The 23,738-nt window shown below is 67.7% G+C and carries 34 protein-coding genes; 3 read left to right on the top strand and 31 right to left on the bottom strand.

The genetic code is table 11. The features are described 5' to 3' along the window. Positions 1–137 precede the first annotated feature (137 nt). Positions 138–1,985, bottom strand: coding sequence for a glutamine--fructose-6-phosphate transaminase (isomerizing) (glmS, locus tag J2X68_RS10640; protein WP_310432209.1), 1,848 nt, complete (start codon positions 1,983–1,985; stop codon positions 138–140). Positions 1,986–2,147: 162 nt separating this feature from the next. Here glmS and coaA point away from each other — a divergent pair, with 162 nt between their 5' ends. Together coaA and J2X68_RS10630 are read left to right on the top strand one after the other, a co-directional pair. Next, positions 2,148–3,116, top strand: a complete 969-nt coding sequence (gene coaA, locus J2X68_RS10635) for a type I pantothenate kinase (protein WP_310432458.1) — start codon at positions 2,148–2,150, stop codon at positions 3,114–3,116. 16 nt (positions 3,117–3,132) lie between these two features. Beyond that, positions 3,133–4,071: a DUF389 domain-containing protein gene (locus J2X68_RS10630; protein ID WP_310432208.1), complete on the top strand. Its 939-nt coding sequence runs from the start codon at positions 3,133–3,135 to the stop codon at positions 4,069–4,071. Between the two features lie 163 nt (positions 4,072–4,234). Here the strand turns inward: J2X68_RS10630 and glmM are convergent, their stop codons facing one another. From glmM to rplM, 3 genes are all read right to left on the bottom strand, one after another. Next, on the bottom strand, positions 4,235–5,593 hold the full coding sequence (gene glmM, locus J2X68_RS10625) for a phosphoglucosamine mutase (protein ID WP_310432207.1): 1,359 nt from the start codon (positions 5,591–5,593) through the stop codon (positions 4,235–4,237). Positions 5,594–5,865: 272 nt separating this feature from the next. Beyond that, positions 5,866–6,387, bottom strand: a complete 522-nt coding sequence (gene rpsI / locus J2X68_RS10620; RefSeq protein ID WP_310432206.1) for a 30S ribosomal protein S9 — start codon at positions 6,385–6,387, stop codon at positions 5,866–5,868. A gap of 40 nt (positions 6,388–6,427) precedes the next feature. Beyond that, positions 6,428–6,871, bottom strand: a complete 444-nt coding sequence (gene rplM / locus J2X68_RS10615; protein WP_310432205.1) for a 50S ribosomal protein L13 — start codon at positions 6,869–6,871, stop codon at positions 6,428–6,430. 440 nt (positions 6,872–7,311) lie between these two features. Between rplM and J2X68_RS10610 the strand changes: the two genes are divergently transcribed. Further along, positions 7,312–8,184 (top strand): hypothetical protein, encoded by an 873-nt coding sequence (locus J2X68_RS10610; RefSeq protein WP_310432204.1) that lies wholly within the window; start codon positions 7,312–7,314, stop codon positions 8,182–8,184. Positions 8,185–8,212: 28 nt separating this feature from the next. Here J2X68_RS10610 and truA read toward each other — a convergent pair whose 3' ends face one another. From truA to rplB, 27 genes are all read right to left on the bottom strand, one after another. Next, positions 8,213–9,070, bottom strand: coding sequence for a tRNA pseudouridine(38-40) synthase TruA (gene truA / locus J2X68_RS10605; protein WP_310432203.1), 858 nt, complete (start codon positions 9,068–9,070; stop codon positions 8,213–8,215). A gap of 124 nt (positions 9,071–9,194) precedes the next feature. Next, positions 9,195–9,692 (bottom strand): 50S ribosomal protein L17, encoded by a 498-nt coding sequence (rplQ, locus tag J2X68_RS10600; protein ID WP_310432202.1) that lies wholly within the window; start codon positions 9,690–9,692, stop codon positions 9,195–9,197. Between the two features lie 178 nt (positions 9,693–9,870). Then, entirely contained in the window at positions 9,871–10,893 is a 1,023-nt protein-coding gene (locus J2X68_RS10595; RefSeq protein WP_062640332.1) for a DNA-directed RNA polymerase subunit alpha, read from the bottom strand. Between the two features lie 154 nt (positions 10,894–11,047). Beyond that, positions 11,048–11,452, bottom strand: a complete 405-nt coding sequence (gene rpsK / locus J2X68_RS10590) for a 30S ribosomal protein S11 (protein ID WP_010354218.1) — start codon at positions 11,450–11,452, stop codon at positions 11,048–11,050. Positions 11,453–11,523: 71 nt separating this feature from the next. Further along, positions 11,524–11,904 (bottom strand): 30S ribosomal protein S13, encoded by a 381-nt coding sequence (rpsM, locus tag J2X68_RS10585; protein ID WP_020132619.1) that lies wholly within the window; start codon positions 11,902–11,904, stop codon positions 11,524–11,526. Positions 11,905–12,134: 230 nt separating this feature from the next. Next, the gene (rpmJ, locus tag J2X68_RS10580; protein WP_003998809.1) at positions 12,135–12,248 is read right to left on the bottom strand and encodes a 50S ribosomal protein L36; all 114 of its coding nucleotides are present in this window, start codon (positions 12,246–12,248) and stop codon (positions 12,135–12,137) included. A gap of 72 nt (positions 12,249–12,320) precedes the next feature. Continuing rightward, positions 12,321–12,542: a translation initiation factor IF-1 gene (infA, locus tag J2X68_RS10575; RefSeq protein WP_003948620.1), complete on the bottom strand. Its 222-nt coding sequence runs from the start codon at positions 12,540–12,542 to the stop codon at positions 12,321–12,323. Between the two features lie 306 nt (positions 12,543–12,848). Further along, entirely contained in the window at positions 12,849–13,685 is an 837-nt protein-coding gene (gene map / locus J2X68_RS10570) for a type I methionyl aminopeptidase (RefSeq protein WP_310432201.1), read from the bottom strand. Between the two features lie 105 nt (positions 13,686–13,790). Next, on the bottom strand, positions 13,791–14,453 hold the full coding sequence (locus J2X68_RS10565) for an adenylate kinase (RefSeq protein ID WP_310432200.1): 663 nt from the start codon (positions 14,451–14,453) through the stop codon (positions 13,791–13,793). Then, positions 14,453–15,766, bottom strand: coding sequence for a preprotein translocase subunit SecY (secY, locus tag J2X68_RS10560; RefSeq protein ID WP_310432199.1), 1,314 nt, complete (start codon positions 15,764–15,766; stop codon positions 14,453–14,455). Before secY ends, J2X68_RS10565 begins: the two co-directional genes overlap by 1 nt. A 257-nt stretch (positions 15,767–16,023) precedes the next feature. After that, positions 16,024–16,479 carry a 50S ribosomal protein L15 gene (gene rplO, locus J2X68_RS10555; RefSeq protein WP_171398930.1) on the bottom strand — a complete coding sequence of 152 codons (456 nt, stop codon included), beginning with the start codon at positions 16,477–16,479 and terminating at the stop codon, positions 16,024–16,026. 2 nt (positions 16,480–16,481) lie between these two features. After that, entirely contained in the window at positions 16,482–16,664 is a 183-nt protein-coding gene (gene rpmD, locus J2X68_RS10550; protein WP_005313525.1) for a 50S ribosomal protein L30, read from the bottom strand. Next, positions 16,664–17,269 carry a 30S ribosomal protein S5 gene (rpsE, locus tag J2X68_RS10545; protein ID WP_020132624.1) on the bottom strand — a complete coding sequence of 202 codons (606 nt, stop codon included), beginning with the start codon at positions 17,267–17,269 and terminating at the stop codon, positions 16,664–16,666. Before rpsE ends, rpmD begins: the two co-directional genes overlap by 1 nt. 64 nt (positions 17,270–17,333) lie before the next feature. Then, positions 17,334–17,717, bottom strand: coding sequence for a 50S ribosomal protein L18 (gene rplR / locus J2X68_RS10540; protein ID WP_020132625.1), 384 nt, complete (start codon positions 17,715–17,717; stop codon positions 17,334–17,336). 3 nt (positions 17,718–17,720) lie between these two features. Then, positions 17,721–18,260: a 50S ribosomal protein L6 gene (rplF, locus tag J2X68_RS10535; RefSeq protein ID WP_057602881.1), complete on the bottom strand. Its 540-nt coding sequence runs from the start codon at positions 18,258–18,260 to the stop codon at positions 17,721–17,723. 24 nt (positions 18,261–18,284) lie between these two features. Beyond that, positions 18,285–18,683, bottom strand: coding sequence for a 30S ribosomal protein S8 (gene rpsH, locus J2X68_RS10530; protein WP_028807312.1), 399 nt, complete (start codon positions 18,681–18,683; stop codon positions 18,285–18,287). A gap of 209 nt (positions 18,684–18,892) precedes the next feature. After that, positions 18,893–19,078 (bottom strand): type Z 30S ribosomal protein S14, encoded by a 186-nt coding sequence (locus tag J2X68_RS10525; RefSeq protein WP_030890724.1) that lies wholly within the window; start codon positions 19,076–19,078, stop codon positions 18,893–18,895. Positions 19,079–19,083: 5 nt separating this feature from the next. Further along, positions 19,084–19,641 (bottom strand): 50S ribosomal protein L5, encoded by a 558-nt coding sequence (gene rplE, locus J2X68_RS10520; RefSeq protein WP_030788262.1) that lies wholly within the window; start codon positions 19,639–19,641, stop codon positions 19,084–19,086. Beyond that, positions 19,641–19,964 carry a 50S ribosomal protein L24 gene (rplX, locus tag J2X68_RS10515; protein WP_030039760.1) on the bottom strand — a complete coding sequence of 108 codons (324 nt, stop codon included), beginning with the start codon at positions 19,962–19,964 and terminating at the stop codon, positions 19,641–19,643. The genes rplE and rplX overlap by 1 nt, the downstream gene beginning before the upstream one ends. Positions 19,965–19,966: 2 nt before the next feature. Then, positions 19,967–20,335 carry a 50S ribosomal protein L14 gene (gene rplN, locus J2X68_RS10510; protein WP_003992364.1) on the bottom strand — a complete coding sequence of 123 codons (369 nt, stop codon included), beginning with the start codon at positions 20,333–20,335 and terminating at the stop codon, positions 19,967–19,969. 100 nt (positions 20,336–20,435) lie between these two features. Next, a complete protein-coding gene (gene rpsQ, locus J2X68_RS10505; protein WP_057602880.1) occupies positions 20,436–20,723 on the bottom strand; it encodes a 30S ribosomal protein S17 in 288 nt (95 codons plus the stop codon). After that, positions 20,723–20,947: a 50S ribosomal protein L29 gene (rpmC, locus tag J2X68_RS10500; RefSeq protein WP_005481220.1), complete on the bottom strand. Its 225-nt coding sequence runs from the start codon at positions 20,945–20,947 to the stop codon at positions 20,723–20,725. The genes rpsQ and rpmC overlap by 1 nt, the downstream gene beginning before the upstream one ends. Then, a complete protein-coding gene (gene rplP / locus J2X68_RS10495) occupies positions 20,947–21,366 on the bottom strand; it encodes a 50S ribosomal protein L16 (RefSeq protein ID WP_006140905.1) in 420 nt (139 codons plus the stop codon). Before rplP ends, rpmC begins: the two co-directional genes overlap by 1 nt. A 5-nt stretch (positions 21,367–21,371) precedes the next feature. Continuing rightward, positions 21,372–22,199: a 30S ribosomal protein S3 gene (gene rpsC / locus J2X68_RS10490; protein ID WP_020132630.1), complete on the bottom strand. Its 828-nt coding sequence runs from the start codon at positions 22,197–22,199 to the stop codon at positions 21,372–21,374. Continuing rightward, positions 22,199–22,546 carry a 50S ribosomal protein L22 gene (gene rplV / locus J2X68_RS10485; RefSeq protein ID WP_003974262.1) on the bottom strand — a complete coding sequence of 116 codons (348 nt, stop codon included), beginning with the start codon at positions 22,544–22,546 and terminating at the stop codon, positions 22,199–22,201. The genes rpsC and rplV overlap by 1 nt, the downstream gene beginning before the upstream one ends. Positions 22,547–22,587: 41 nt before the next feature. After that, positions 22,588–22,869, bottom strand: a complete 282-nt coding sequence (gene rpsS, locus J2X68_RS10480) for a 30S ribosomal protein S19 (protein ID WP_020132632.1) — start codon at positions 22,867–22,869, stop codon at positions 22,588–22,590. A gap of 12 nt (positions 22,870–22,881) precedes the next feature. Further along, positions 22,882–23,718: a 50S ribosomal protein L2 gene (gene rplB / locus J2X68_RS10475; RefSeq protein ID WP_020132633.1), complete on the bottom strand. Its 837-nt coding sequence runs from the start codon at positions 23,716–23,718 to the stop codon at positions 22,882–22,884. Positions 23,719–23,738: the final 20 nt, after the last annotated feature.

Genomic DNA, 23,738 nt, shown 5'->3' with positions numbered 1-23,738 from the left:
CGACCGCTACGGCGATCACCCACGGTCAGGTGCGCGGGAACCCGCGTGCCGGTCGGCCCGCATCGGCGCCCGCCCGCGCACCACGTCCGCCCGCGCGCAGCACCCGCCCCGTCGGGCCCCCGCTCAGCGAACGCCGCTCACTCCACCGTCACCGACTTCGCGAGGTTGCGGGGCTGATCCACCTCGTTGCCCCGCGCCGTCGCCAGCTCGCACGCGAAGACCTGCAACGGGACCGTGGCGACCAGCGGCGACAGCAGCACCGGCGTGACCGGGATCCGCACCAGATGGTCGGCGTACGGCACCACCGCCTCGTCCCCCTCCTCCGCGATCACGATCGTCCGCGCGCCCCGGGCCCGGATCTCCTGGATGTTGGACACGATCTTGTCGTGCAGGACGGACCGCCCCCGTGGCGAGGGCACCACCACGACGACCGGCAGATCCTCCTCGATGAGCGCGATCGGCCCGTGCTTCAGCTCGCCCGCGGCGAACCCCTCCGCGTGCATGTAGGCGAGTTCCTTCAGCTTCAGCGCGCCCTCCAGGGCGACGGGGTAGCCGACGTGCCGCCCGAGGAACAGCACGGTGTCCTTGTGGGCGAGGGACCGCGCCAGCTCCCGCACCGGCCCCATGGTCTCCAGCACCCGCTCGACCGCGCCGGAGATCTGCGCGAGGTCCCGGACGACGGCCCGGATCTCGTCGCCCCACTTGGTGCCGCGCACCTGCCCGAGATAGAGCGCGACGAGATAACAGGCCACCAGCTGCGTCAGGAACGCCTTGGTCGAGGCGACGGCCACCTCCGGCCCGGCATGCGTGTACAGCACCGCGTCCGACTCCCGGGGGATCGTCGACCCGTTGGTGTTGCAGATCGCCAGCACCTTGGACCCCTGCTCGCGCGCGTGCCGCAGCGCCATGAGCGTGTCCATCGTCTCGCCGGACTGGGAGATGGCGATGACCAGCGACCGCGAGTCGAGAATCGGGTCCCGGTAGCGGAACTCGCTGGCCAGCTCCACCTCGCACGGGATCCGCGTCCAGTGTTCGATGGCGTACTTGGCGATGAGGCCCGCGTGGAAGGCCGTGCCGCACGCGACGATGACGACCTTGTCGACCTCCCGCAGCTCGGCGGCCGGGATCCGCACCTCGTCGAGCGACAGCACCCCGGAGGCGTCGACACGGCCGAGCAGGGTGTCGGCGACGGCCTTGGGCTGCTCGGCGATCTCCTTGAGCATGAAGTAGTCGTAGCCCCCCTTCTCCGCGGCCGACGCGTCCCAGTCGACGTGGTAGGAGCGGACGTCCGCCGGGCGCCCGTCGAAGCCGGTCACCGTCACCCCGTCCCGCCGCAGCTCGACGACCTGGTCCTGCCCCAGCTCGATCGCCGACCGGGTGTGCGCGATGAACGCGGCGACGTCCGAGGCGAGAAACGCCTCGCCCTCCCCGACCCCCACCACGAGCGGCGAGTTCCGCCGCGCGCCGACCACCACGTCCGGCTCGTCCGCGTGCGCCGCGACCAGCGTGAACGCACCCTCCAGCCGCCGGCACACCAGCCGCATGGCCTCGGCGAGGTCGGCCGTCACCGAGAACTCCTCGGCCAGCAGGTGGGCGACGACCTCGGTGTCGGTCTCGGAGAGCAGCTCGTGCCCCCGCTCGGCCAGCTCGGCCCGCAGCCCGGCGAAGTTCTCGATGATCCCGTTGTGCACGACGGCGACCCGTCCGGCGTTGTCGAGATGCGGATGCGCGTTGGCGTCCGTCGGCCCGCCGTGGGTGGCCCACCGGGTGTGCCCGATGCCCGTCGTCCCGGTCGGCAGCGGCCGGGCCGCGAGCTCCTTCTCCAGATTGACGAGCTTGCCCGCCTTTCTCGCGGCGGCGAGCCCGCCGTCCGCCAGAACGGCGACTCCCGCCGAGTCGTAGCCCCGGTACTCCAGCCGCCTCAGCCCGGCCATGACGACCTCTAGCGCCGACTGAGACCCCACGTATCCCACGATTCCGCACATGCGCGGCAGCCTACGGCCGAATCACTCCCGGAAAGAGCCTCCGCGTGCCCGATTTCGGAAATTCCCACGGCTGTACGCCGCCTCGGCCGAGCGTGACGGACCCCACCCGCCATCCCGTTCAAACTCCGTTAACAATGGACTGTGATCTCTCCGGTCTCCCCGATGCCCCGGAGCGCCCACCGGCACAGGCCGGAGGCGACTCCCTACGTCGACCTCACCCGCTCCGAGTGGAGCGCGCTGCGGGAGAAGACCCCGCTGCCGCTGACCGCCGAGGAGGTCGAGAAGCTGCGCGGCCTCGGTGACGTCATCGACCTCGACGAGGTGCGGGACATCTACCTCCCGCTGTCGCGCCTCCTCAACCTCTACGTGGGCGCCACCGACGGCCTGCGCGGCGCCCTGAACACCTTCCTCGGCGAACAGGGCTCGCAGTCCGGCACCCCGTTCGTCATAGGCGTCGCGGGGTCGGTGGCGGTCGGCAAGTCCACGGTCGCCCGGCTCCTGCAGGCCCTGCTGTCCCGCTGGCCCGAACACCCCCGCGTGGAACTGGTCACCACGGACGGCTTCCTGCTCCCCACCGAGGAGCTGGAGGCCCGCGGCCTGATGTCCCGCAAGGGCTTCCCCGAGTCCTACGACCGCCGCGCGCTGACCCGCTTCGTCGCCGACATCAAGGCGGGCAAGGGCGAGGTCACCGCGCCGGTCTACTCCCACCTGATCTACGACATCGTCCCGGACCGCAAGCTCACCGTCCGGCGCCCCGACATCCTCATCGTCGAGGGCCTGAACGTCCTTCAGCCCGCCCTGCCCGGCAAGGACGGCCGCACCCGCGTCGGCCTCGCCGACTACTTCGACTTCAGCGTGTACGTCGACGCGAGCGCCGAGGACATCGAACGCTGGTACCTCAACCGGTTCCGGAAACTCCGTCAGACCGCCTTCCAGAACCCGGACTCGTACTTCAGGAAGTACACCCAGGTCTCCGAGGAGGAGGCCGTCGACTACGCCCGCACCCTCTGGCGCACCATCAACAAGCCGAACCTGGTGGAGAACATCGCCCCCACCCGGGGACGGGCCACCCTGGTGGTCCGCAAGGGCCAGGACCACAAGGTGCAGCGGCTGAGCCTGCGCAAACTCTGACGGCTACCCTGCCTCCATGCTGCACCTGCGCCTGATCACCCCGACCGGCAGCACCGACGACGTGGTCGCGCTGATCGAGAACACCGTCGGCACCACCCACCTCGTGGTGATGCCGGGGGCCGCCCGCAACCCGGCCGGCGATGTCGTGCTGTGCGATGTGGCACGCGAGGCCGGCGACGAACTCCTCAGCGGTCTACAGGAGTTGGGCCTCGACCAGGACGGCTCGATCGCCGTGGAGAACATCGACCTGTCGCTCTCGACGCGCGCCGACAGGGCCGAGAAGGAAGCGCCGGGCGAGGGCGCCGACGCGGTCCTGTGGGAGCACCTCACGGACGCCACCCACGAGGAGTCGACGCTCTCCGTCACCTACCTCGCGTTCATCACCCTCGCCACGGTGATCGCGGCCTGCGGTGTGGTGCTCGACAACGCGGTCCTCATCGTGGGCGCGATGGCCGTGGGCCCGGAGTTCGGCCCGTTGGCCGGCGTGTGCACGTCGATCGTGCAGCGCGCTCCCCGGCTGGCCCTGCGCTCGCTGATCGCCCTGCTGGCCGGTTTCGCGGTGGCGATGGCGGTGACGGTGGGCTTCAGCCTCTTCATGGACGCGATCGACCTGTTCAGCAAGGAGCAACTGGAGGCCGACCGGCCCCAGACCGGCTTCGTCTACGCCCCCGACGCCTTCTCGTTCATCGTGGCCCTGCTGGCGGGCGCCGCCGGCACCCTCTCCCTGACCTCGGCGAAGTCCGGCGCCCTGGTCGGCGTGGCCATCTCGGTCACGACGGTCCCGGCGGCCGCCAACGCCGCCGTGGCCCTCAGCTACGGCGACATGGCACAGACCCGGGGTTCGACGGAGCAACTCCTGCTGAACCTCCTGGGCATCATCCTCGCGGGCACCCTGACCCTGCTGGCCCAGAAGTGGCTCTGGTCGAAGCAACGGCAACGCGCGAACGCGGGCTAGCGCGAGAGCCCTGCTCGCGGAGACCCGGGGGGGCGGGGCGACACCGCCCGGCCCCCCGCCTCCAGGGGTGCGGGGCTCCGCGGCTCCGCCGCGCGGGCGCGGCGAGCCGCGGCCCGCACGTACGGAACCCCACACGAAACCGCCCGCGAGGCGGCCGCGCCGTTTAACCCAGCGCCGACTTCACGACATCCGCCAGCCGCCCGGCGACCGACCGGGCCTGGTCGATGTCGGCGGCCTCGACCATCACGCGCACCAGCGGCTCGGTCCCGGAAGGACGCAGCAGCACCCGACCGGTGGCACCGAGCTCCCGCTCCGCCTCGGCGACGGCGGCCGCCAGCTCGGCCGAGTCCCGGACACGCGACCTGTCGACGTCGGGCACATTGATCAGCACCTGCGGCAGCCGCTCCATCACGGAGGCCAGTTCCCGCAGCGAACGCCCGCTCTCGGCGACCCGGGCGGCCAGCATCAGCCCCGTCAGCGTCCCGTCGCCGGTCGTCGCGTGGTCGAGGATGATCACGTGCCCGGACTGCTCGCCGCCGAGCGCGTAGCCGTGCTCCTTCATCTCCTCCAGCACATACCGGTCGCCGACGGCGGCCTGCACGAGCTGGATGCCCTCACGCTCCATGGCCAGCTTGAAGCCGAGGTTGGACATGACGGTCGCGACCACCGTGTCGGACCGCAGGGCGCCCCGCTCCCGCATGGCGAGCGCGAGCACGGCGAGAATCTGGTCCCCGTCGATCTCGTCACCCGTGTGGTCCACGGCCAGGCACCGGTCGGCGTCGCCGTCGTGGGCGATGCCGAAGGCGGCCCCGTGCTCGATGACGGCGGCCTTCAGCTTGTCCAGGTGCGTGGAACCGCACCCGTCGTTGATGTTGAGCCCGTCCGGCTCGGCCCCGATGGTCACGATCTCCGCGCCGGCCCGCGCGAACGCCTCCGGCGACACCCGGGCGGCGGCGCCGTGCGCCTCGTCGAGGACGATCTTCAGCCCGTCCAGCCGGTTGGGCAGCACGGCGATGAGGTGCGCCACATAGCGGTCGAAGCCCTCGTCGTACGACCGCACGCGACCGACGCCGCTGCCGGTCGGCCGGCTCCAGGGCGCGCCGGTGCGGTGCTCCTCGTAGACGGACTCGATCCGGTCCTCGAGCTCGTCGGCGAGCTTGTGGCCGCCGCGGGCGAAGAACTTGACGCCGTTGTCGGGCATGGCGTTGTGGCTGGCGGAGAGCATCACGCCGAGATCGGCGCCGAGCACTCCGGTGAGGTAGGCGACGGCGGGCGTCGGCAGCACGCCGACCTTCAGCACGTCCACGCCGGCGCTCGCCAGACCCGCCACCACGGCGGCTTCCAGGAACTCCCCGGACGCGCGCGGGTCACGTCCGACGACGGCCACCGGCCGGTGGCCCTCGAACGTGCCCGCCTCGGCCAGCACATGCGCCGCCGCGACGGACAGGCCGAGCGCCATCTCCGCCGTCAGATCCGCGTTGGCGACACCGCGCACGCCGTCCGTGCCGAAGAGTCGTCCCACTTGTCCTCCTGAGGAAGCGTCAGTTTCAAAAGCTCTGCGGGTGCGTCGGACGGTCGACCGGTCGGCCGGTCCACGGCGGCTCCGCATCCAGGCATTGGATGCCCTGAACATCCGATCACACAAGCCTTTGAGCACCTTGTGCCGTTATACGCCCACGGCTGCGAGAAAACGAACGCCCCGGCGACACTGTGGCGTGCCGCCGGGGCGTTCGGAGTACGCACGAGCGAACCGCGCGGGTCCGACCCGGAATACGTACGAGCAGGCAGCGAAGCTTAGCGCTTGCTGTACTGCGGGGCCTTGCGGGCCTTCTTGAGACCGGCCTTCTTGCGCTCGACCGCGCGGTCGTCACGCGTGAGGAAGCCGGCCTTCTTGAGGACGCCACGGTTGTTGTCGACGTCGGCCTCGTTCAGCGCGCGGGCGACACCGAGACGGAGCGCACCGGCCTGACCGGAGACACCGCCACCCGAGATACGGGCGATGACGTCGTAGCGGCCTTCGAGCTCGAGCACCTTGAAGGGCTCGTTGACTTCCTGCTGGTGCACCTTGTTCGGGAAGTAGTCCTCGAGGGTGCGACCGTTGATCTTCCACTTGCCGGTGCCCGGAACGATCCGGACGCGGGCGATGGCGTTCTTGCGGCGACCCAGGCCGGCGGCCGGCTGGGGCTCGCCGAAGCGGGAGGCCAGGGACTCCGAGGTGTACTCACCCTCGACGGGGACCTCGGACTCGGTGGTGTAGCTGTCGATGTCGACGAGCTCGGTCTCTTCGAGCGGCTGCTCGGCAGTGGTCTCGGCCACGGTTCTCCTCAGTTCTTTTCAGCTAGGGGTGTGGCCGGAATTACTGCGCGACCTGGGTGATCTCGAACGGCACGGGCTGCTGCGCCGCGTGCGGGTGCACGTCACCCTTGTAGACCTTCAGCTTCGAGAGCATCTGACGGCCCAGCGTGTTCTTGGGGAGCATGCCCTTGACGGCCTTCTCGACGGTCTTCTCGGGGTTGTTCGCGAGGAGGTCGTCGTAGCGCACGGAGCGCAGACCGCCCGGGTACCCGGAGTGGCGGTACGCCATCTTCTGGGTCCGCTTGTTGCCGGAGAGGTGCACCTTGTCGGCGTTGATGATGATGACGAAGTCACCGGTGTCGACGTGGGGCGCGTAGATCGGCTTGTGCTTGCCCCGGAGGAGGGACGCGGCAGTGGTGGCGAGACGGCCCAGGACGATGTCCTGAGCGTCGATGACGTGCCACTGGCGCGTCACATCGCCGGGCTTGGGGCTGTACGTACGCACGGTTCGTAGCCTTCGCTTCTTCAGTGAATTGGTCCTGACAAGGTCACCGAAGACGATCACGACAGCCCAGACCGCACTGCGGTGACGCAAACCGCGTGCTGGTCGCTGGTCATCGGCCCGGTGGACCGGTGTAAGGGCCCGTCCCGTGAGAAGAGCAAGCCAATACACAACGAAGATGCAGGATACCCGCGTCTCGGGGGCCGGGTCAAAACGGGGCCTGTCGCCCGATCACGCGTGAGCATGTCAGCCTCACCGGAACCCGCCGCCGGAAACCTGGTCCCGGAGTGGCCTGCGCCACACTACAGGTCCCGGCCTGGGCATATGCCGCACCAACCACCCGGAGATGTCACCTTTGCCCGCAGTCGCTCCGGGAACAGCGGGCACTCCGGCGCCCGTTGAGGCGGAACAGCATCCCCCGCTCCCCGTCTAAGATGCGGCCCATGAGCTATGGGCAGGGGGGACCTCAGTCCCAGTGGGATCCGTGGAAACCGAACTCCCAGCAGCCGTGGACCAGCGGCGATGACGGCCGGACCCCGGACTGGGCCGCGCTCGCGGAGGCGTCCGAGACGCGCAACAAACGCCGGCGGCTGTTCTTCATAGGCGGCGGCGTGCTCGCCACGGTCGCCATCGGCACCGCCGTGGCCATGGCCGTGGTCTCGGCGAGCGGCAGCGACGAGGCGAACAAGCCGACGTCCTCACTGCCCGCCGCCGACCTGCCGAGCGCGTCCGGCACCCCGTCCTTCGCGCCGACCAGCGCGCCGCCGCCGCTGGACCCGAAGGAGTTCGTCGCCAGCAAGGCCAAGGACACCGCCCCCAACGGGCCGGACCTGCTCTTCCCCGGCACGCAGCTGACCATGGGCTCGGCCGTGTACAAGAAGGGCCCCAAGGCCGACAGCACCAACTGCACCACCGGGGTCCAGGGCACCCTGCCCAAGGTGCTCACCGCCAACGACTGCACGCGCCTCATGCGCATCACCTACACCAAGGACAACATCGCGGTGACGGTCGGTGTGGCGGTCTTCGACACCGAGGCACAGGCCCTCAAGGTCAAGAGCCAGGCCGACAAGAAGAGCATCGTCAAGGCCCTCACCGGCGGGGACGTGAAGGCCTTCTGCGACGGCGCCATCTGCCGCTCCACCACCAACTCCTACGGCCGGTACGCCTACTTCACCATCACGGGCTTCACCGACGGCAAGGACGTCACCACCAAGGACACGGCCGTCTTCACCGCGGGCGACGACCTCGCGGAGTTCGCCTTCCAGCGGATCCGCCAGCGCGGCGAGGCCCAGGCGTCCGCGGCGGCCGCGAACTGACCGCGGACGCCGACGCGGGGCCGGAGCGTCAGCAGCACCCGGCCCCGGGCAGTGTCCGCCTGTTGCGCGCCTCCTTGTTGCGCGCGGCGAGCAGTTCGTCGGCCGGGTAGCCGACCTCCTCCAGCGTCAGCCCGTGCGGCCGTACGACATGCACGGCGGAGTCCCGCACGCCCGCGGCCAGCACCTTGCCGGGCCACTCCGGCCCCCGGTGGCCGTCGCCGACGAACAGCAGCGCCCCGATCAGGGAACGCACCATGTTGTGGCAGAAGGCGTCGGCCCGGACGGTCGCCGTGACGACCCCGTCCTCCCCGCGCGCCAGGCTCAGCTCCTGGAGCGTGCGGATCGTCGTCGCCCCCTCCCGCCGCTTGCAGTAGGCCGCGAAGTCGTGCTCTCCGAGCAGCCGCCGGGCGGCCTCGTTCATGGCGTCGACGTCGAGCGGCCAGTCGTGCCAGAGGACGTGGCTGCGCAGCAGGGGGTCGACTCCCCCCGGGTTGTCGGTGACCCGGTACGCGTAACGGCGCCAGATCGCCGAGAACCGCGCGTTGAAGCCCGCGGGGGCCTCCGCCAGGGACCAGATGCGCACATCCTTGGCGAGCCGCCCGGCGAGCCGCTTGAGCAGCTTCTCCCGGTGCTCGGCCCAGAGGTCCTCCGGCAGGTCGACGTGCGCCACCTGCCCGCGCGCGTGCACACCGGCGTCCGTCCGCCCGGCCACGGTCAGCTCGTACGTGGTCTCCCTCGACCGGGTCACGGTCCGCAGGGCGTCCTCGATCTCCCCCTGCACGGTCCGCCGCCCGCCGGCCTGCTTGGCCCACCCGGAGAACCCGCTCCCGTCGTACGAGAGGTCCATCCGCACCCGTACGAACCCGGGCTGTACTTCGTCACTCACCCCTAGATCCTCTCCACCCTGCGATCTTCGAAGGACGCCCCCGGGAACGGGCCCGGGAAGCGCCTTCGGAAACGCGGAACGGGCCCGCCCCGAAGGGCGGACCCGTCCACTGCCAGGCGATGCCTCAGGCGTCCTTGGACTCCTCGGCCGCAGCCTCGTCGGCCGGCTTGGTGTCCTCGACGGCCTCGTCCTTCTTGACGGCGTCTTCCTTGACCGCACGCTTGGTGGCGGCCTCGGCCTCACCGGTGGCCTGCTGCGCGACGGTCAGCGCCTCGACCAGCTCGATGACAGCCATGGGCGCGTTGTCGCCACGGCGGTTACCGATCTTGGTGATGCGGGTGTAGCCACCCGGGCGGTTCTCGTACCGCGGGCCGATCTCGGTGAAGAGCGTGTGCACGATGCTCTTGTCCGTGATCACCTGGAGCACCTGACGGCGGTTGTGAAGGTCGCCCTTCTTCGCCTTGGTGACCAGACGCTCGGCGTAGGGACGCAGCTTGCGCGCCTTCGCCTCGGTGGTGGTGATGCGGCCGTGCTCGAAGAGCGACTTCGCGAGGTTCGCGAGGAGCAGCTTCTCGTGCGCGGCGCTGCCGCCCAGACGGGCACCCTTGGTGGGCTTCGGCATGGTCTTTCTCCTAGGTGTCTGCCCCGGCCGTATCAGGTACCGGGGTCAGTGTCCGAGCGGGCGATTGCCCGTCGAAGATCCGACGAGCCCCGAAGGGCCGAGTCGGAAGGGGCGCGGGGAGCTGTGCGACGAGCCACAGCGCCCCCGCACCCGGGAACCGGCAGTCGGTCCCGAGCTCTCAGTACTGCTCGGTCTCGACGAAGCCGGCGTCCGCGTCGTCGTCGGCGCCGAAGGCGTCGGCGGCGGCGGTCGGGTCGAATCCGGGCGGGCTGTCCTTGAGCGCGAGGCCCATGCCGGCCAGCTTCGCCTTGACCTCGTCGATGGACTTCGCACCGAAGTTGCGGATGTCCAGCAGGTCGGCCTCGGAACGGGCGACGAGCTCACCCACGGAGTGGATGCCCTCACGCTTGAGGCAGTTGTACGACCGAACGGTGAGCTCGAGCTCCTCGATCGGCAGGGCGAGATCAGCGGCGAGGGCGGCGTCCGTGGGGGACGGGCCCATGTCGATGCCCTCGGCGTCGATGTTCAGCTCGCGGGCGAGACCGAACAGCTCGACCAGCGTCTTACCGGCGGAGGCCATGGCGTCACGGGGACGCATCGCCTGCTTGGTCTCGACGTCGACGATCAGCTTGTCGAAGTCGGTGCGCTGCTCGACACGCGTGGCCTCGACCTTGTACGTGACCTTGAGAACCGGCGAGTAGATGGAGTCGACCGGAACCCGGCCGATCTCCTGGCCCACCTGCTTGTTCTGCACGGCGGAGACGTAACCGCGACCGCGCTCGACGGTCAGCTCCATCTCCAGCTTGCCCTTGCCGTTGAGCGTGGCGAGGACGAGGTCGGGGTTGTGCACCTCGACACCGGCCGGGGGCGCGATGTCGGCGGCGGTGACCAGACCCGGGCCCTGCTTGCGCAGGTACATCACGACCGGCTCGTCGTGCTCCGAGGAGACGACCAGCTGCTTGATGTTGAGGATCAGGTCGGTGACGTCCTCCTTGACGCCCGGCACGGTGGTGAACTCGTGCAGCACGCCGTCGATACGGATGGACGTGACCGCCGCACCCGGGATCGAGGACAGGAGGGTCCGGCGGAGGGAGTTGCCGAGGGTGTAACCGAAGCCCGGCTCCAGCGGCTCGATCACGAACCGGGAGCGGAATTCGTCGACGACCTCTTCGGTCAACGAGGGACGCTGAGCGATCAGCATGTGGCGATCAGATCCTTCTTTCGTGGACGCCCGCTATTTGACGCCCGACGGAACCGTGCGTTTTCACCGCACGGGTACTGCAAGGGTACGGGCGATACGGCCCTTTACAGAGCCGTACCGCCCGAAAGCCTTCAGACCGACAAGCGGTCGTGCGTCAGACGCGACGACGCTTCGGCGGACGGCAGCCGTTGTGCGGGGTCGGGGTGACGTCCTGGATGGAGCCGACCTCGAGGCCCGTCGCCTGGAGGGAGCGGATGGCGGTCTCGCGACCGGCGCCCGGGCCCTTGACGAAGACGTCGACCTTGCGCATGCCGTGCTCCTGCGCGCGACGGGCAGCCGACTCGGCGGCCATCTGCGCGGCGAACGGCGTGGACTTGCGCGAGCCCTTGAAACCGACGTGGCCGGCGGAGGCCCACGAGATCACGTTTCCGGCCGGGTCCGTGATGGACACGATCGTGTTGTTGAACGTGCTCTTGATGTGCGCCTGGCCGTGCGCGACGTTCTTCTTTTCCTTGCGGCGCACCTTCTTGGCAGCGCCCTGACGACCCTTGGGGGGCATCTACAAACTCCTACGGGGAGGTGGTCGGTCCTACAGCGAAGACCGCTGATGAAGCGTTGTCCCGCTGAGGACTACTTCTTGCCCGGCTTCTTCTTGCCGGCGATGGCGCGACGCGGGCCCTTACGGGTACGAGCGTTCGTGCTGGTGCGCTGACCGCGGACAGGCAGACCGCGACGGTGACGGAGACCCTGGTAGCAACCGATCTCGACCTTGCGGCGGATGTCGGCCTGGATCTCGCGACGGAGGTCACCCTCGGTCTTGATGTTGGCGTCCACGTACTCGCGGATCGCGACGAGCTGCTCCTCGGAGAGGTCGCGAACGCGGGTGTTCGGGTCGACGCCGGTCGCTGCCAGCGTCTCCTGGGAGAGGGTCCGGCCGATGCCGAACACGTAGGTGAGGGCGACCTCCACACGCTTTTCGCGCGGGATGTCGACACCGGAAACGCGTGCCATTCAATGGCTCCAGTTGATCTTCGGAGGTCTTCCGCAGAACCGACTCCCATCCGCCGGCCTCCTCCTGCCGCTCTCAGAGCGCGGCCGAGGATTTGGTACGAACGGGTCCCCGGCCTCCGAGCCGGGGGTGTCAGGAGGGAGAACCCGCCTGGGATCTGCGTATGAACAAAACTGCTCGCGTCGCGCGAAGTCTCTGCGATGTCGATGCAGAGGGTGTGATCTGTAAGCGATCAGCCCTGGCGCTGCTTGTGGCGCGGGTTCTCGCAAATGACCATGACCCGACCGTGACGGCGGATCACCCTGCACTTGTCGCAGATCTTCTTGACGCTCGGCTTGACCTTCATGGGATGTGAGGTTCTCCGGGTCAGTTGCCGGCAACCCCGCACGCGAGACCGCGCACAGGGCCTGGGCAAGATCTACTTGTAGCGGTAGACGATCCGGCCACGCGTCAGGTCGTACGGAGACAACTCCACCACGACCCGGTCGTCAGGGAGGATACGGATGTAGTGCATACGCATCTTGCCGCTGATGTGTGCCAGGACCTGGTGGCCGTTCTGGAGCTCGACCTTGAACATGGCGTTCGGAAGAGACTCGACGACAGTGCCCTCGATCTCGATGGCACCTTGCTTCTTGGCCACGCTTCGCCCTTCGAATCGACTACCTTGATCGACTCCCCTGCGTTTCCCCGAGGGGTGCATGCAGACATGCGGGTGCACGAGAGCCGACGAGTCAGTCTACGTCAGGCCCCGCCGAAAGACGAATCGAGAAGTCTGCCCCGCGGGCGAGATCCTTAAGCGACCCGCGCGCCCGCCCCGGCGTCCGAGGACGAGGCCGACCGGGCCGGAACGGGCGTCCGGGGGCACGGCACCCGGTGCGGGAAGGGCAGGGGAAGGAAAGGGGCGACGGGGGCGAGAAGCCCCGCAGCGCGCCCCGGAAGGGGGTCCTCAGGCCAGCGGGTCCGGCGCCGCCACGACCCCGTGCTCCGCCAGCTTCGCCTTGCCCCCGTCGACGGCCGTCAGCACCAGCGGGCCCGCCTCGGTCAGCGCGACCGAGTGCTCCCAGTGCGAGGACCAGGTGCCGTCGGTCGTGATGACCGTCCAGTCGTCCTCGAGGACCTCGGTGCGCGGGGTCCCCAGGGACACCATCGGCTCGATGGCCAGGCAGAAGCCGGGGACCAGCTTCGGCCCCTTGCCCCGCCGGCGGTCGACGTAGTTCAGCAGGTGGGGGTCCATGTGCATCTCGGTGCCGATGCCGTGGCCGCCGTAGTCCTCGACGATCCCGTAACGCCCACCGCCCGGCTTGGGCTGACGGCGGATGTACGTCTCGATCGCGCGCGAGACGTCGACCAGCCGGCCGCCCGTCTTCATGGCGGCGATGCCGGCCCACATCGACTCCTCGGTGACCCGGGAGAGCTCGATCAGTTCCGGAGCGTGCCCCGAGCCGACGAACGCCGTGTACGCCGCGTCACCGTGCCAGCCGTCGACGATCGCGCCGCAGTCGATGGAGATGATGTCGCCGTCCTTGAGGACGACCTCGTCGGAGGGGATGCCGTGCACCACCACGTCGTTCACCGAGGTGCAGATCGTCGCGGGGAAGCCGCCGTAACCGAGGAAGTTCGACTTGGCGCCGTTCTCCGCCAGCACCTTGCGGGCGACGTCGTCCAGGTCCTTCGTCGTCGCCCCCGGCACCGCCGCTTCGCGCGTGGCCGCGTGGATGGCGGCGACGACCAGCCCCGCCTCACGCATCTTGGCGATCTGCTCGGGGCTCTTGATCTGCACCATGGGGGGCCTGCGCTCTCCGTCACTCAGGTCGGTCGGGTTACGTATGCACACAACAGTACGGCCGTGGAGTCCCGAAGGACTCCACGGCCGTACGGGGAGCGACGACTACTCGTCGTCGCCCTCACGCTTCAGTGCGGCCAGCGCACGGGCGGTGACCTCTTCCACCGGGCCCATGGCCTCGATGGTCACGACCAGGCCCTGCGACTTGTAGTAGTCGATGATCGGCTCGGTCTGCGTGTGGTAGACCTCGAGCCGCGTGCGGACCGTCTCCTCGGAGTCGTCGTCCCGCTGGTACAGCTCGCCGCCGCAGACGTCGCAGACGCCTTCCCGGGCGGGCTTCTTGTACGTCACGTGGAAGACGTGCGAGGAGTCGTTGCGGCAGATGCGCCGGCCGGCGATCCGCTTGACGACCTCCTCCTCCGGGGCCTCCAGGTCCAGTACCGCGTCCAGCTTGATGCCCTCGAGGGTGAGGAGCTCGTCCAGCGCCTCGGCCTGCGAGACGTTGCGCGGGAAACCGTCCAGCAGGAAGCCGCGCTCGGCGTCCGGCTGCTCCATGCGGTCCTTGGCCATGGCGATGGTGACCTCGTCGGGGACGAGGTTGCCGGCGTCCATGTAGGACTTCGCGAGTTTCCCGAGTTCCGTCTGCTGGCTGATGTTGGCGCGGAACAGGTCGCCCGTGGAGATGTGCGGAACGCGGAGCTTCTCGGCCAGACGTGTGGCCTGCGTTCCCTTTCCGGCGCCCGGCGGCCCGACGAGGACGATACGCATCAGCGGAGGAACCCTTCGTAATTGCGCTGCTGGAGCTGGCTCTCGATTTGCTTCACCGTCTCGAGACCGACACCCACGATGATCAGGATGCTGGTACCACCGAACGGGAAGTTCTGGCTTGCCCCGAAGCCAACCAACGCCATCGTCGGTACAAGAGCGATCAGACCCAGATACAGCGAACCCGGCCAGGTGATCCGGTTGAGTACGTAGGAGAGGTACTCAGCGGTCGGTCGGCCAGCCCGGATGCCCGGGATGAAGCCACCATACTTCTTCATGTTGTCGGCTACTTCCTCGGGGTTGAAGGAGATAGCCACGTAGAAGAACGCGAAGAAAACGATCAGCAGGAAGTACATGCTGATGTAGATCGGGTGGTCACCCTTGGTCAGGTTGGTCTCGATCCAGGTCTTCCAGCCGGAGGTCCCGCTGGAGAACTGGGCCACGAGAGCCGGGATGTAGAGCAGCGACGAGGCGAAGATGACCGGGATCACACCGGCCTGGTTCACCTTCAGCGGGATGTACGTCGAGGTACCGCCGTAGGACCGGCGGCCGATCATGCGCTTCGCGTACTGCACGGGGATACGGCGCTGGGCCTGCTCGACGAAGACCACCAGACCGACCATGACCAGGCCGACCAGGATGACGGTGCCGAACTCGATCCAGCCGTCCGCGAGCGTGCCCTGCTTCTTGATGGCCCACAGGGCCGAGGGGAAGGTCGCGGCGATCGAGATGAACATCAGGATCGACATGCCGTTGCCGATACCGCGGTCGGTGATGAGCTCGCCGAGCCACATGACCATGGCCGTACCGGCGGTCATCGTGATGACCATGACGATGGTGGTGAAGATCGCGCGGTCCGGGACGATGCTCGAGGCGACCGTGCAACCGGAGAACAGGGCGCCGCTGCGGGCGGTGGCCACCAGGCCGGTGCCCTGCAGGATGGCGAGCGCCACGGTCAGGTAACGGGTGTACTGCGTGATCTTCGCGGTGCCGGCCTGGCCCTCCTTCTTGAGGGCTTCCAGACGCGGGATCACCACGGTCAGCAGCTGAAGGATGATGCTCGCGGTGATGTACGGCATGATGCCCAGCGCGAAGATGGTGATCTGGAGCAGCGCGCCGCCGCTGAACATGTTCACCAGACCGAAGAGGCCCTGGTTGCCGGACGCCTCGTCCACACACCGCTGAACGGACGTGTAGTCGACACCGGGAATCGGAATATGTGTTCCGAGCCGGTAGATGACGATGATGGCGAGCGTGAAGAGCAGCTTCTTGCGCAGGTCGGGCGTCTTGAACGCCCGGGCGAACGCGGTGAGCACGGTGCCTCCTGCGACCCCCACGCATCTGCGTCAAGGGTGACGGTCTTGAGGGTCCAATAAGAACAACGACAACGACAACGACATGTGTAACGGTCGACTGCCGCTCAAGGTGCCCCATGGGAAGCATCTTGTGAAAGTGGGCAGTGCAGGTCACCTTACCGGCGAGAGTACCGCCCTAGGAACGACCAACCGGGGATACCCCATATGTGGGGTATCCCCGGTCGGGATCGCTCAAGTCATCGAGGCGCCTGTGGTGTTCAGACGAGCTCGGTGACGGTACCGCCGGCAGCGGTGATCTTCTCCTTGGCGGAGCCGGAGACGGCGTCGACCGTCACCTGCAGCGCCACGGAGATCTCGCCCTGGCCGAGGACCTTGACGAGGCTGTTCTTGCGAACGGCGCCCTTGGCGATGAGGCCCTCGACGGTGACCTCGCCACCCTCGGGGTACAGCGCCGCCAGCTTGTCGAGGTTCACGACCTGGAACTCGGTCTTGAACGGGTTCTTGAAGCCCTTGAGCTTCGGGAGACGCATGTGGAGGGGCATCTGCCCACCCTCGAAGCGCTCCGGAACCTGGTAACGGGCCTTCGTGCCCTTGGTACCACGACCGGCCGTCTTACCCTTCGACGCCTCACCACGACCGACACGGGTCTTCGCGGTCTTGGCGCCCGGGGCGGGACGGAGGTTGTGGATCTTGAGCGGGTTGTTCTCCGCCATGATCAGTCGACCTCCTCAACCGTCACGAGGTGGCGGACGGTGTGCACCATTCCGCGGAACTCGGGGCGGTCCTCCTTGACGACCACGTCGTTCAGGCGCTTGAGCCCGAGCGAACGCAGCGTGTCGCGGTGGTTCTGCTTGCTGCCGATGTACGACTTCGTCTGCGTGATCTTGAGGCGGGCCATTACGCACCAGCCCCGGCACGCGCACGAAGCAGAGCCGCGGGAGCGACGTCCTCGAGGGGCAGACCGCGGCGGGCCGCGATCTCCTCGGGACGCTGCAGGCCCTTCAGGGCCTCCACGGTCGCGTGCACGATGTTGATCGCGTTCGACGAACCGAGCGACTTCGACAGGATGTCGTGAACGCCGGCGCACTCGAGCACAGCACGCACCGGGCCACCGGCGATAACGCCGGTACCGGGGGAAGCAGGCTTGAGCAGGACAACGCCCGCGGCCTTCTCGCCCGTGATCGGGTGCGGGATGGTGCCCTGGATACGGGGGACCTTGAAGAAGTGCTTCTTGGCCTCTTCCACACCCTTGGCGATCGCGGCCGGCACCTCCTTGGCCTTGCCGTAACCGACACCGACGGTGCCGTCACCATCGCCCACCACGACCAGCGCGGTGAAGCTGAAGCGACGACCACCCTTCACAACCTTGGCGACACGGTTGATCGCGACGACGCGCTCAACGTACGCGGTCTTCTCGGCGGCAGCAGCGCCGCCGTCACGGCCCTTCCGGTCCCGCCGCTCGCCGCCACCGGCACCGCTTCCGCGGCGCTGGGGTCCAGCCATTGGATTACCTCTCTCTTTTTCCGCTAGCTACGCAGCGACCTAGGTCGCTAGCGCGACGGGCGACTCAGAACTTGAGTCCGGCTTCGCGGGCGGCGTCCGCCAGGGCGGCGATACGCCCGGCGTACTGGTTGCCACCACGGTCGAACACGACAGCCTCGACACCGGCGGCCTTGGCGCGCTCGGCGACCAGGGCGCCGACCGACTTGGCCTGCGCGGACTTGTCGCCCTCGCCGCCGCGGATCGTCGTGTCCAGGGTCGACGCCGACGCCAGGGTGTGACCCTTGATGTCGTCGATGACCTGGGCCACGATGTGGCGGTTCGAGCGCGTCACGACGAGACGCGGACGCTCAGCCGTACCCGAGATGTGCTTACGGATCCGGATGTGGCGACGCTTGATCGCGGCACGCTTGTAAGCGTCGCCCTTGAGGATCTTCTGTCCGTATGCCATGGCTTACTTACCCGCCTTTCCGACCTTGCGGCGGATGACTTCGCCCTCGTACTTGACACCCTTGGCCTTGTACGGGTCGGGCTTGCGCAGCTTGCGGATGTTGGCCGCAACCTCGCCGACCTTCTGCTTGTCGATGCCCTCGACCGAGAACCGGGTGGGGTTCTCGACCTTGAAGGAGATTCCCTCGGGGGCCTCGACGGTGATCGGGTGGCTGTAACCGAGCGCGAACTCGAGGTTCGAGCCCTTCGCGGTCACGCGGTAACCGACACCACTGATCTCGAGCTTCTTCACGTAACCCTGGGTCACGCCGGTGATCATGTTCGCCACCAGCGTGCGGGACAGGCCGTGCAGGGCCTTGCTCTGACGCTCGTCGTTGGGGCGGGTGACGTTCAGAACGCCGTCCTCACCCTTGGCGATCTCGATCGGCGCAACGACGGTGTGGGTCAGCGATCCCTTGGGACCCTTGACCGAAACCGTCTGGCCGTCGATGGTGACGTCCACGCCGGCGGGAACCGTGATAGGGAGCTTGCCAATGCGCGACATAGCTGTTTCCTCCGTTCCCTTCCGCTACCAGACGTAGGCGAGAACTTCTCCGCCTACGCCCTTCTTGCCGGCCTGCTTGTCGGTGAGGAGACCGTGCGACGTGGAGATGATCGCCACGCCGAGGCCGCCCAGCACCTTGGGCAGGGAGGTGGACTTCGCGTAAACCCGGAGACCGGGCTTGGAGATCCGCTTGATGCCCGCGATGGAGCGCTCACGGTTCGGGCCGAACTTGAGCTCGAGGGTGAGGTCCTTGCCGACCTCGGCGTCCTCGACCTTCCAGCCCGTGATGAAGCCCTCCTGCTGGAGGATCTCCGCGATGTGAGACTTGATCTTGGACGCCGGCATCGTCACGGAATCGTGGTACGCCGAGTTCGCGTTCCGCAGACGCGTCAGCATGTCTGCGATCGGATCAGTCATGGTCATGAATTGGCCTGTGGCCTCTCTCGCCGGGGTTTCCTGGTGCGCCATCCCTCTCCCCGATCCGAGACGGGACGGGTGCGGCGCGGTGGACCTACGGCGTAGTAAGTCGTACGGGCGTCAGGTGCCCAACCCTCCAAGCCTAAGCCATGAAGAGGTGGGCAACTGACACGCCCATTGCTTACCGAGAGCCTCTGGAACCCTTAAAAGGGGGTTTACCAGGAGCTCTTGGTCACGCCCGGCAGCTCGCCGCGGTGAGCCATCTCACGAAGGCACACACGGCAGAGGCCGAACTTGCGGTACACGGAGTGGGGACGGCCGCAACGCTGGCAGCGGTTGTACGCACGCACAGCGAACTTGGGCTTACGAGCAGCCTTTGCGATCAGAGCCTTCTTCGCCATCTCGCTCACGCCTCCTTGAAGGGGAAGCCGAGGTGACGAAGGAGCGCACGGCCCTCAGCGTCGTTGGTCGCCGTGGTGACCACGGTGATGTCCATACCCCGGACACGGTCGATCTTGTCCTGGTCGATCTCGTGGAACATGACCTGCTCCGTGAGACCGAAGGTGTAGTTGCCACGGCCGTCGAACTGCTTGGGGGACAGACCACGGAAGTCGCGGATGCGCGGGAGCGCGAGCGACAGGGTGCGGTCCAGGAACTCCCACATGCGGTCGCCACGAAGCGTGACGTGGGCACCGATCGGCTGACCCTCACGCAGCTTGAACTGCGCGATGGACTTGCGGGCCTTGGTGACGGCCGGCTTCTGACCGGTGATCGTGGTGAGGTCGCGGATGGCGCCCTCGATCAGCTTGGAGTCGCGGGCGGCGTCGCCCACACCCATGTTGACCACGATCTTGACGAGGCCGGGGATCTGCATGACGTTCTCGTAGGAGAACTCCTCACGCAGCTTGCCCGCGATCTCCTCGCGGTACTTCGTCTTGAGACGCGGAGTCGTGGTGGTAGCCATCAGATGTCCTCACCCGTCCGCTTGGCAACGCGGATCTTGTTGCCCTCGTCGTCGAAGCGGTAACCGACGCGCGTGACGACCTTGTTGCCGTCCTTCTCCACGACCAGCTGAACGTTGGACACGTGGATCGGGGCCTCGGTGGTCACGATGCCGCCGGCCTGGGAGCCCTTGGCGGTCGGACCGGCCTTCGTGTGCTTCTTGACCCGGTTGACACCCTCGACCAGGACACGGTCCTCGCGGGGGAAGGCCGCGATGACCTTGCCCTGCTTGCCCTTGTCCTTACCCGTGATGACCTGGACCAGGTCGCCCTTCTTGATCTTCATGCTTACAGCACCTCCGGAGCCAGCGAGATGATCTTCATGAACTTCTTCTCGCGCAGCTCCCGGCCGACCGGGCCGAAGATGCGGGTGCCACGAGGGTCACCGTCGTTCTTCAGAATGACAGCGGCGTTCTCGTCGAAGCGGATGTACGAGCCGTCCGGACGGCGGCGCTCCTTGACGGTGCGAACGATGACCGCCTTGATGACGTCACCCTTCTTCACGTTGCCGCCGGGGATCGCGTCCTTGACGGTGGCGACGATGACGTCACCGATGCCCGCGTAGCGGCGACCGGAGCCACCGAGCACACGGATGCAAAGGATTTCCTTCGCACCAGTGTTGTCGGCGACGCGCAGTCGCGACTCCTGCTGGATCACGTCTATCTCCTGTGTGTCTGCCGGTTCCCCGCAGGGGCCTCAAACGAGGACCCCTGCGGAGCCTGGCGGAACTGTCCTGCGAGGGATGCCCCGCAGGAAATTACTTGGCCTTCTCGAGGATCTCGACGACGCGCCAGCGCTTCGTGGCGGACAGCGGCCGGGTCTCCGCGAGGAGGACACGGTCGCCGACGCCCGCGGCGTTCTGCTCGTCGTGAGCCTTGAGCTTGTTCGTACGGCGGATGACCTTGCCGTACAGCGCGTGCTTCACACGGTCCTCGACGGCGACGACGACGGTCTTGTCCATCTTGTCGCTGACGACGAGACCCTCACGGGTCTTGCGGAATCCGCGCGCCTCAGTGGTGTTCTCGGTCACGTTGCTCTCGCTCATCAGGCGCTCTCCACCGTCTCGATGCCCAGCTCGCGCTCACGCATCAGGGTGTAGATCCGCGCGATGTCCTTGCGGACGGCCTTCAGCCGACCGTGGTTCTCGAGCTGACCCGTCGCCGCCTGGAAGCGGAGGTTGAACAGCTCTTCCTTGGCTTCGCGGAGCTTGTTGAGAAGCTCCTCGTCACCCAGTTCGCGCAGCTCGGACGCCTTGGTACCGGCCGACATCACGCTTCACCTGCCTCGCGCTTGACGATCCGGCACTTCATCGGCAGCTTGTGGGCTGCGCGAGTGAGGGCCTCACGGGCGATCTTCTCGTTGGGGTAGGACAGCTCGAACATGACCCGGCCCGGGTGCACGTTCGCGATCCACCACTCCGGAGAACCCTTACCGGAACCCATGCGGGTCTCGGCAGGCTTCTTCGTGAGCGGGCGGTCCGGGTAGATGTTGATCCAGACCTTGCCGCCACGCTTGATGTGGCGGGTCATCGCGATACGGGCCGCCTCGATCTGGCGGTTGGTCACGTACGCCGGCGTGAGGGCCTGAATGCCGTACTCGCCGAACGAGACCGTCGTACCGCCCTTGGCCTGACCACGGCGCTTCGGGTGGTGCTGCTTGCGGTGCTTGACCCTACGGGGGATCAGCATGTCGGTCAGGCCTCCGTTCCGGTGCTCTCAGCCGGAGCGGCAGCCGGAGCGTCGGCCTTGGGGGCCTCGGCAGCGGGAGCCTGCTGCGGCTTGCGACCGCGACCGCCACGCTCGCCACCGCGGCCACCACGGGCCGGGCGGTCAGCGCCGCCACGGGCCGGGCGGTTGCCGGCGCGGGCAGCAGCGTTCTCGGCGCGGACCTCGGCGATGTTCTTGACGTCGCCCTTGTAGATCCAGACCTTCACGCCGATGCGGCCGAAGGTCGTCTTGGCCTCGAAGAAGCCGTAGTCCACGTTCGCGCGGAGCGTGTGCAGGGGCACACGGCCCTCGCGGTAGAACTCCGAGCGGGACATCTCGGCGCCACCGAGGCGGCCACCGCACTGGATCTTGATGCCCTTGGCGCCCGCCTTCATCGCCGACTGCATGCTCTTACGCATGGCGCGACGGAAGGAGACGCGGGAGGAGAGCTGCTCGGCGACGGCCTGAGCCACCAGCTGAGCGTCGACCTCGGGGTTCTTGACCTCGAGGATGTTCAGCTGGACCTGCTTCTTGGTCAGCTTCTCCAGGTCGCCACGAATACGGTCGGCCTCGGCGCCGCGGCGGCCGATGACGATGCCCGGACGCGCGGTGTGGATGTCGACGCGGACCCGGTCACGGGTGCGCTCGATCTCCACCTTCGAGATACCGGCGCGCTCCATGCCGGACGTCATCATCCGACGGATGGCGACGTCCTCGCCGACGTACTCCTTGTAAGACTTGTCGGCGTACCAACGGGACTTGAAGTCCGTGGTGATGCCGAGCCGGAACCCATGCGGGTTAACCTTCTGGCCCATTACCGGGTTCCTTCCTTACTGCTGACGACCACGGTGATGTGGCTGGTCCGCTTGCGGATCCGGTAGGCACGGCCCTGGGCACGCGGACGGAACCGCTTCAGGGTCGGACCCTCGTCGACGTACGCCTCGGAAATGAAGAGGCTGTCGGCGTCAGTGTGGTCGTAGTTGTGCGCGGCGTTGGCAATGGCGCTGTCCAGCACCTTGCCGACCGGCACGCTCGCGGCCTGCGGGGCGAAACGCAGGACCGCCTGAGCCTCCGTGGCGTCCATGCCACGGATAAGGTCCACCACCCGGCGGGCCTTCATGGGCGTGACGCGGATGTACCGCGCCTGGGCCCTGGCTTCCATGGTTGTCCTTCCAGTGTCTGTCATGGTCATTCCACCCCGCGTTAGCGGCGCTTCGACTTCCGGTCGTCCTTGACGTGACCCCGGAAGGTGCGCGTCGGCGAGAACTCGCCGAGCTTGTGGCCGACCATCGACTCGGTGACAAACACCGGAATGTGGGTCTTGCCGTTGTGCACCGCGATCGTGTGACCCAGCATGGCCGGGATGATCATCGAGCGACGGGACCAGGTCTTGATGACGTTCTTGGAACCGGCTTCGTTCTGGGCGTCCACCTTCTTTACGAGGTGTCCGTCGACGAAGGGCCCCTTCTTGAGACTGCGCGGCATCTAAACCCGCTCCTAGCGCTTCTTGTTCGTCTTGCGGCGGCGGACGATGTACTTGTTCGAAGCCTTCTTCGGCGAACGAGTACGACCCTCCTTCTGACCCCAGGGGCTGACCGGGTGGCGACCACCGGAGGTCTTGCCCTCACCACCACCGTGGGGGTGGTCAACCGGGTTCATCGCCACACCGCGAACGGTCGGGCGGACGCCCAGCCAGCGCTTACGGCCGGCCTTGCCCCAGTTGATGTTGCTCTGCTCGGCGTTGCCCACCTCGCCGACCGTGGCGCGGCAGCGCTGGTCGACCAGACGGATCTCACCGGACGGCATACGAAGGTGGGCCATCGTGCCCTCCTTCGCGAGCAGCTGCACCGAGGCACCGGCGGAGCGGGCGAACTTGGCGCCGCCACCGGGACGGATCTCGATCGCGTGGATCGTGGTACCGACCGGGATGTTGCGGAGCGCCAGGTTGTTGCCCGGCTTGATGTCGGCCCCGGGACCGTTCTCGACGCGGTCGCCCTGCGACAGGTTGCGGGGGGCGAGGATGTAGCGCTTCTCGCCGTCCGCGTAGTGCAGCAGCGCGATGCGCGCGGTGCGGTTGGGGTCGTACTCGATGTGCGCGACCTTCGCCGGCACGCCGTCCTTGTCGTGACGACGGAAGTCGATCACTCGGTAGGCGCGCTTGTGTCCGCCACCCTGGTGGCGAACGGTCACACGACCGGCGTTGTTACGGCCGCCCTTGCTGTGCAGCGGGCGGACCAGCGACTTCTCCGGCGTGGACCGCGTGACCTCGACGAAGTCGGCGACGCTGGAGCCACGACGGCCCGGCGTAGTCGGCTTGTACTTGCGGATTCCCATTATTCAGTCCTCGTCCGATA

The organism is Streptomyces sp. 3330, assembly GCF_031456635.1.
GTDB lineage: Bacteria > Actinomycetota > Actinomycetes > Streptomycetales > Streptomycetaceae > Streptomyces.
The sequence above is the reverse complement of the archived record's forward strand: the minus strand, read 5'-3'. Positions and strand labels throughout refer to the sequence as shown.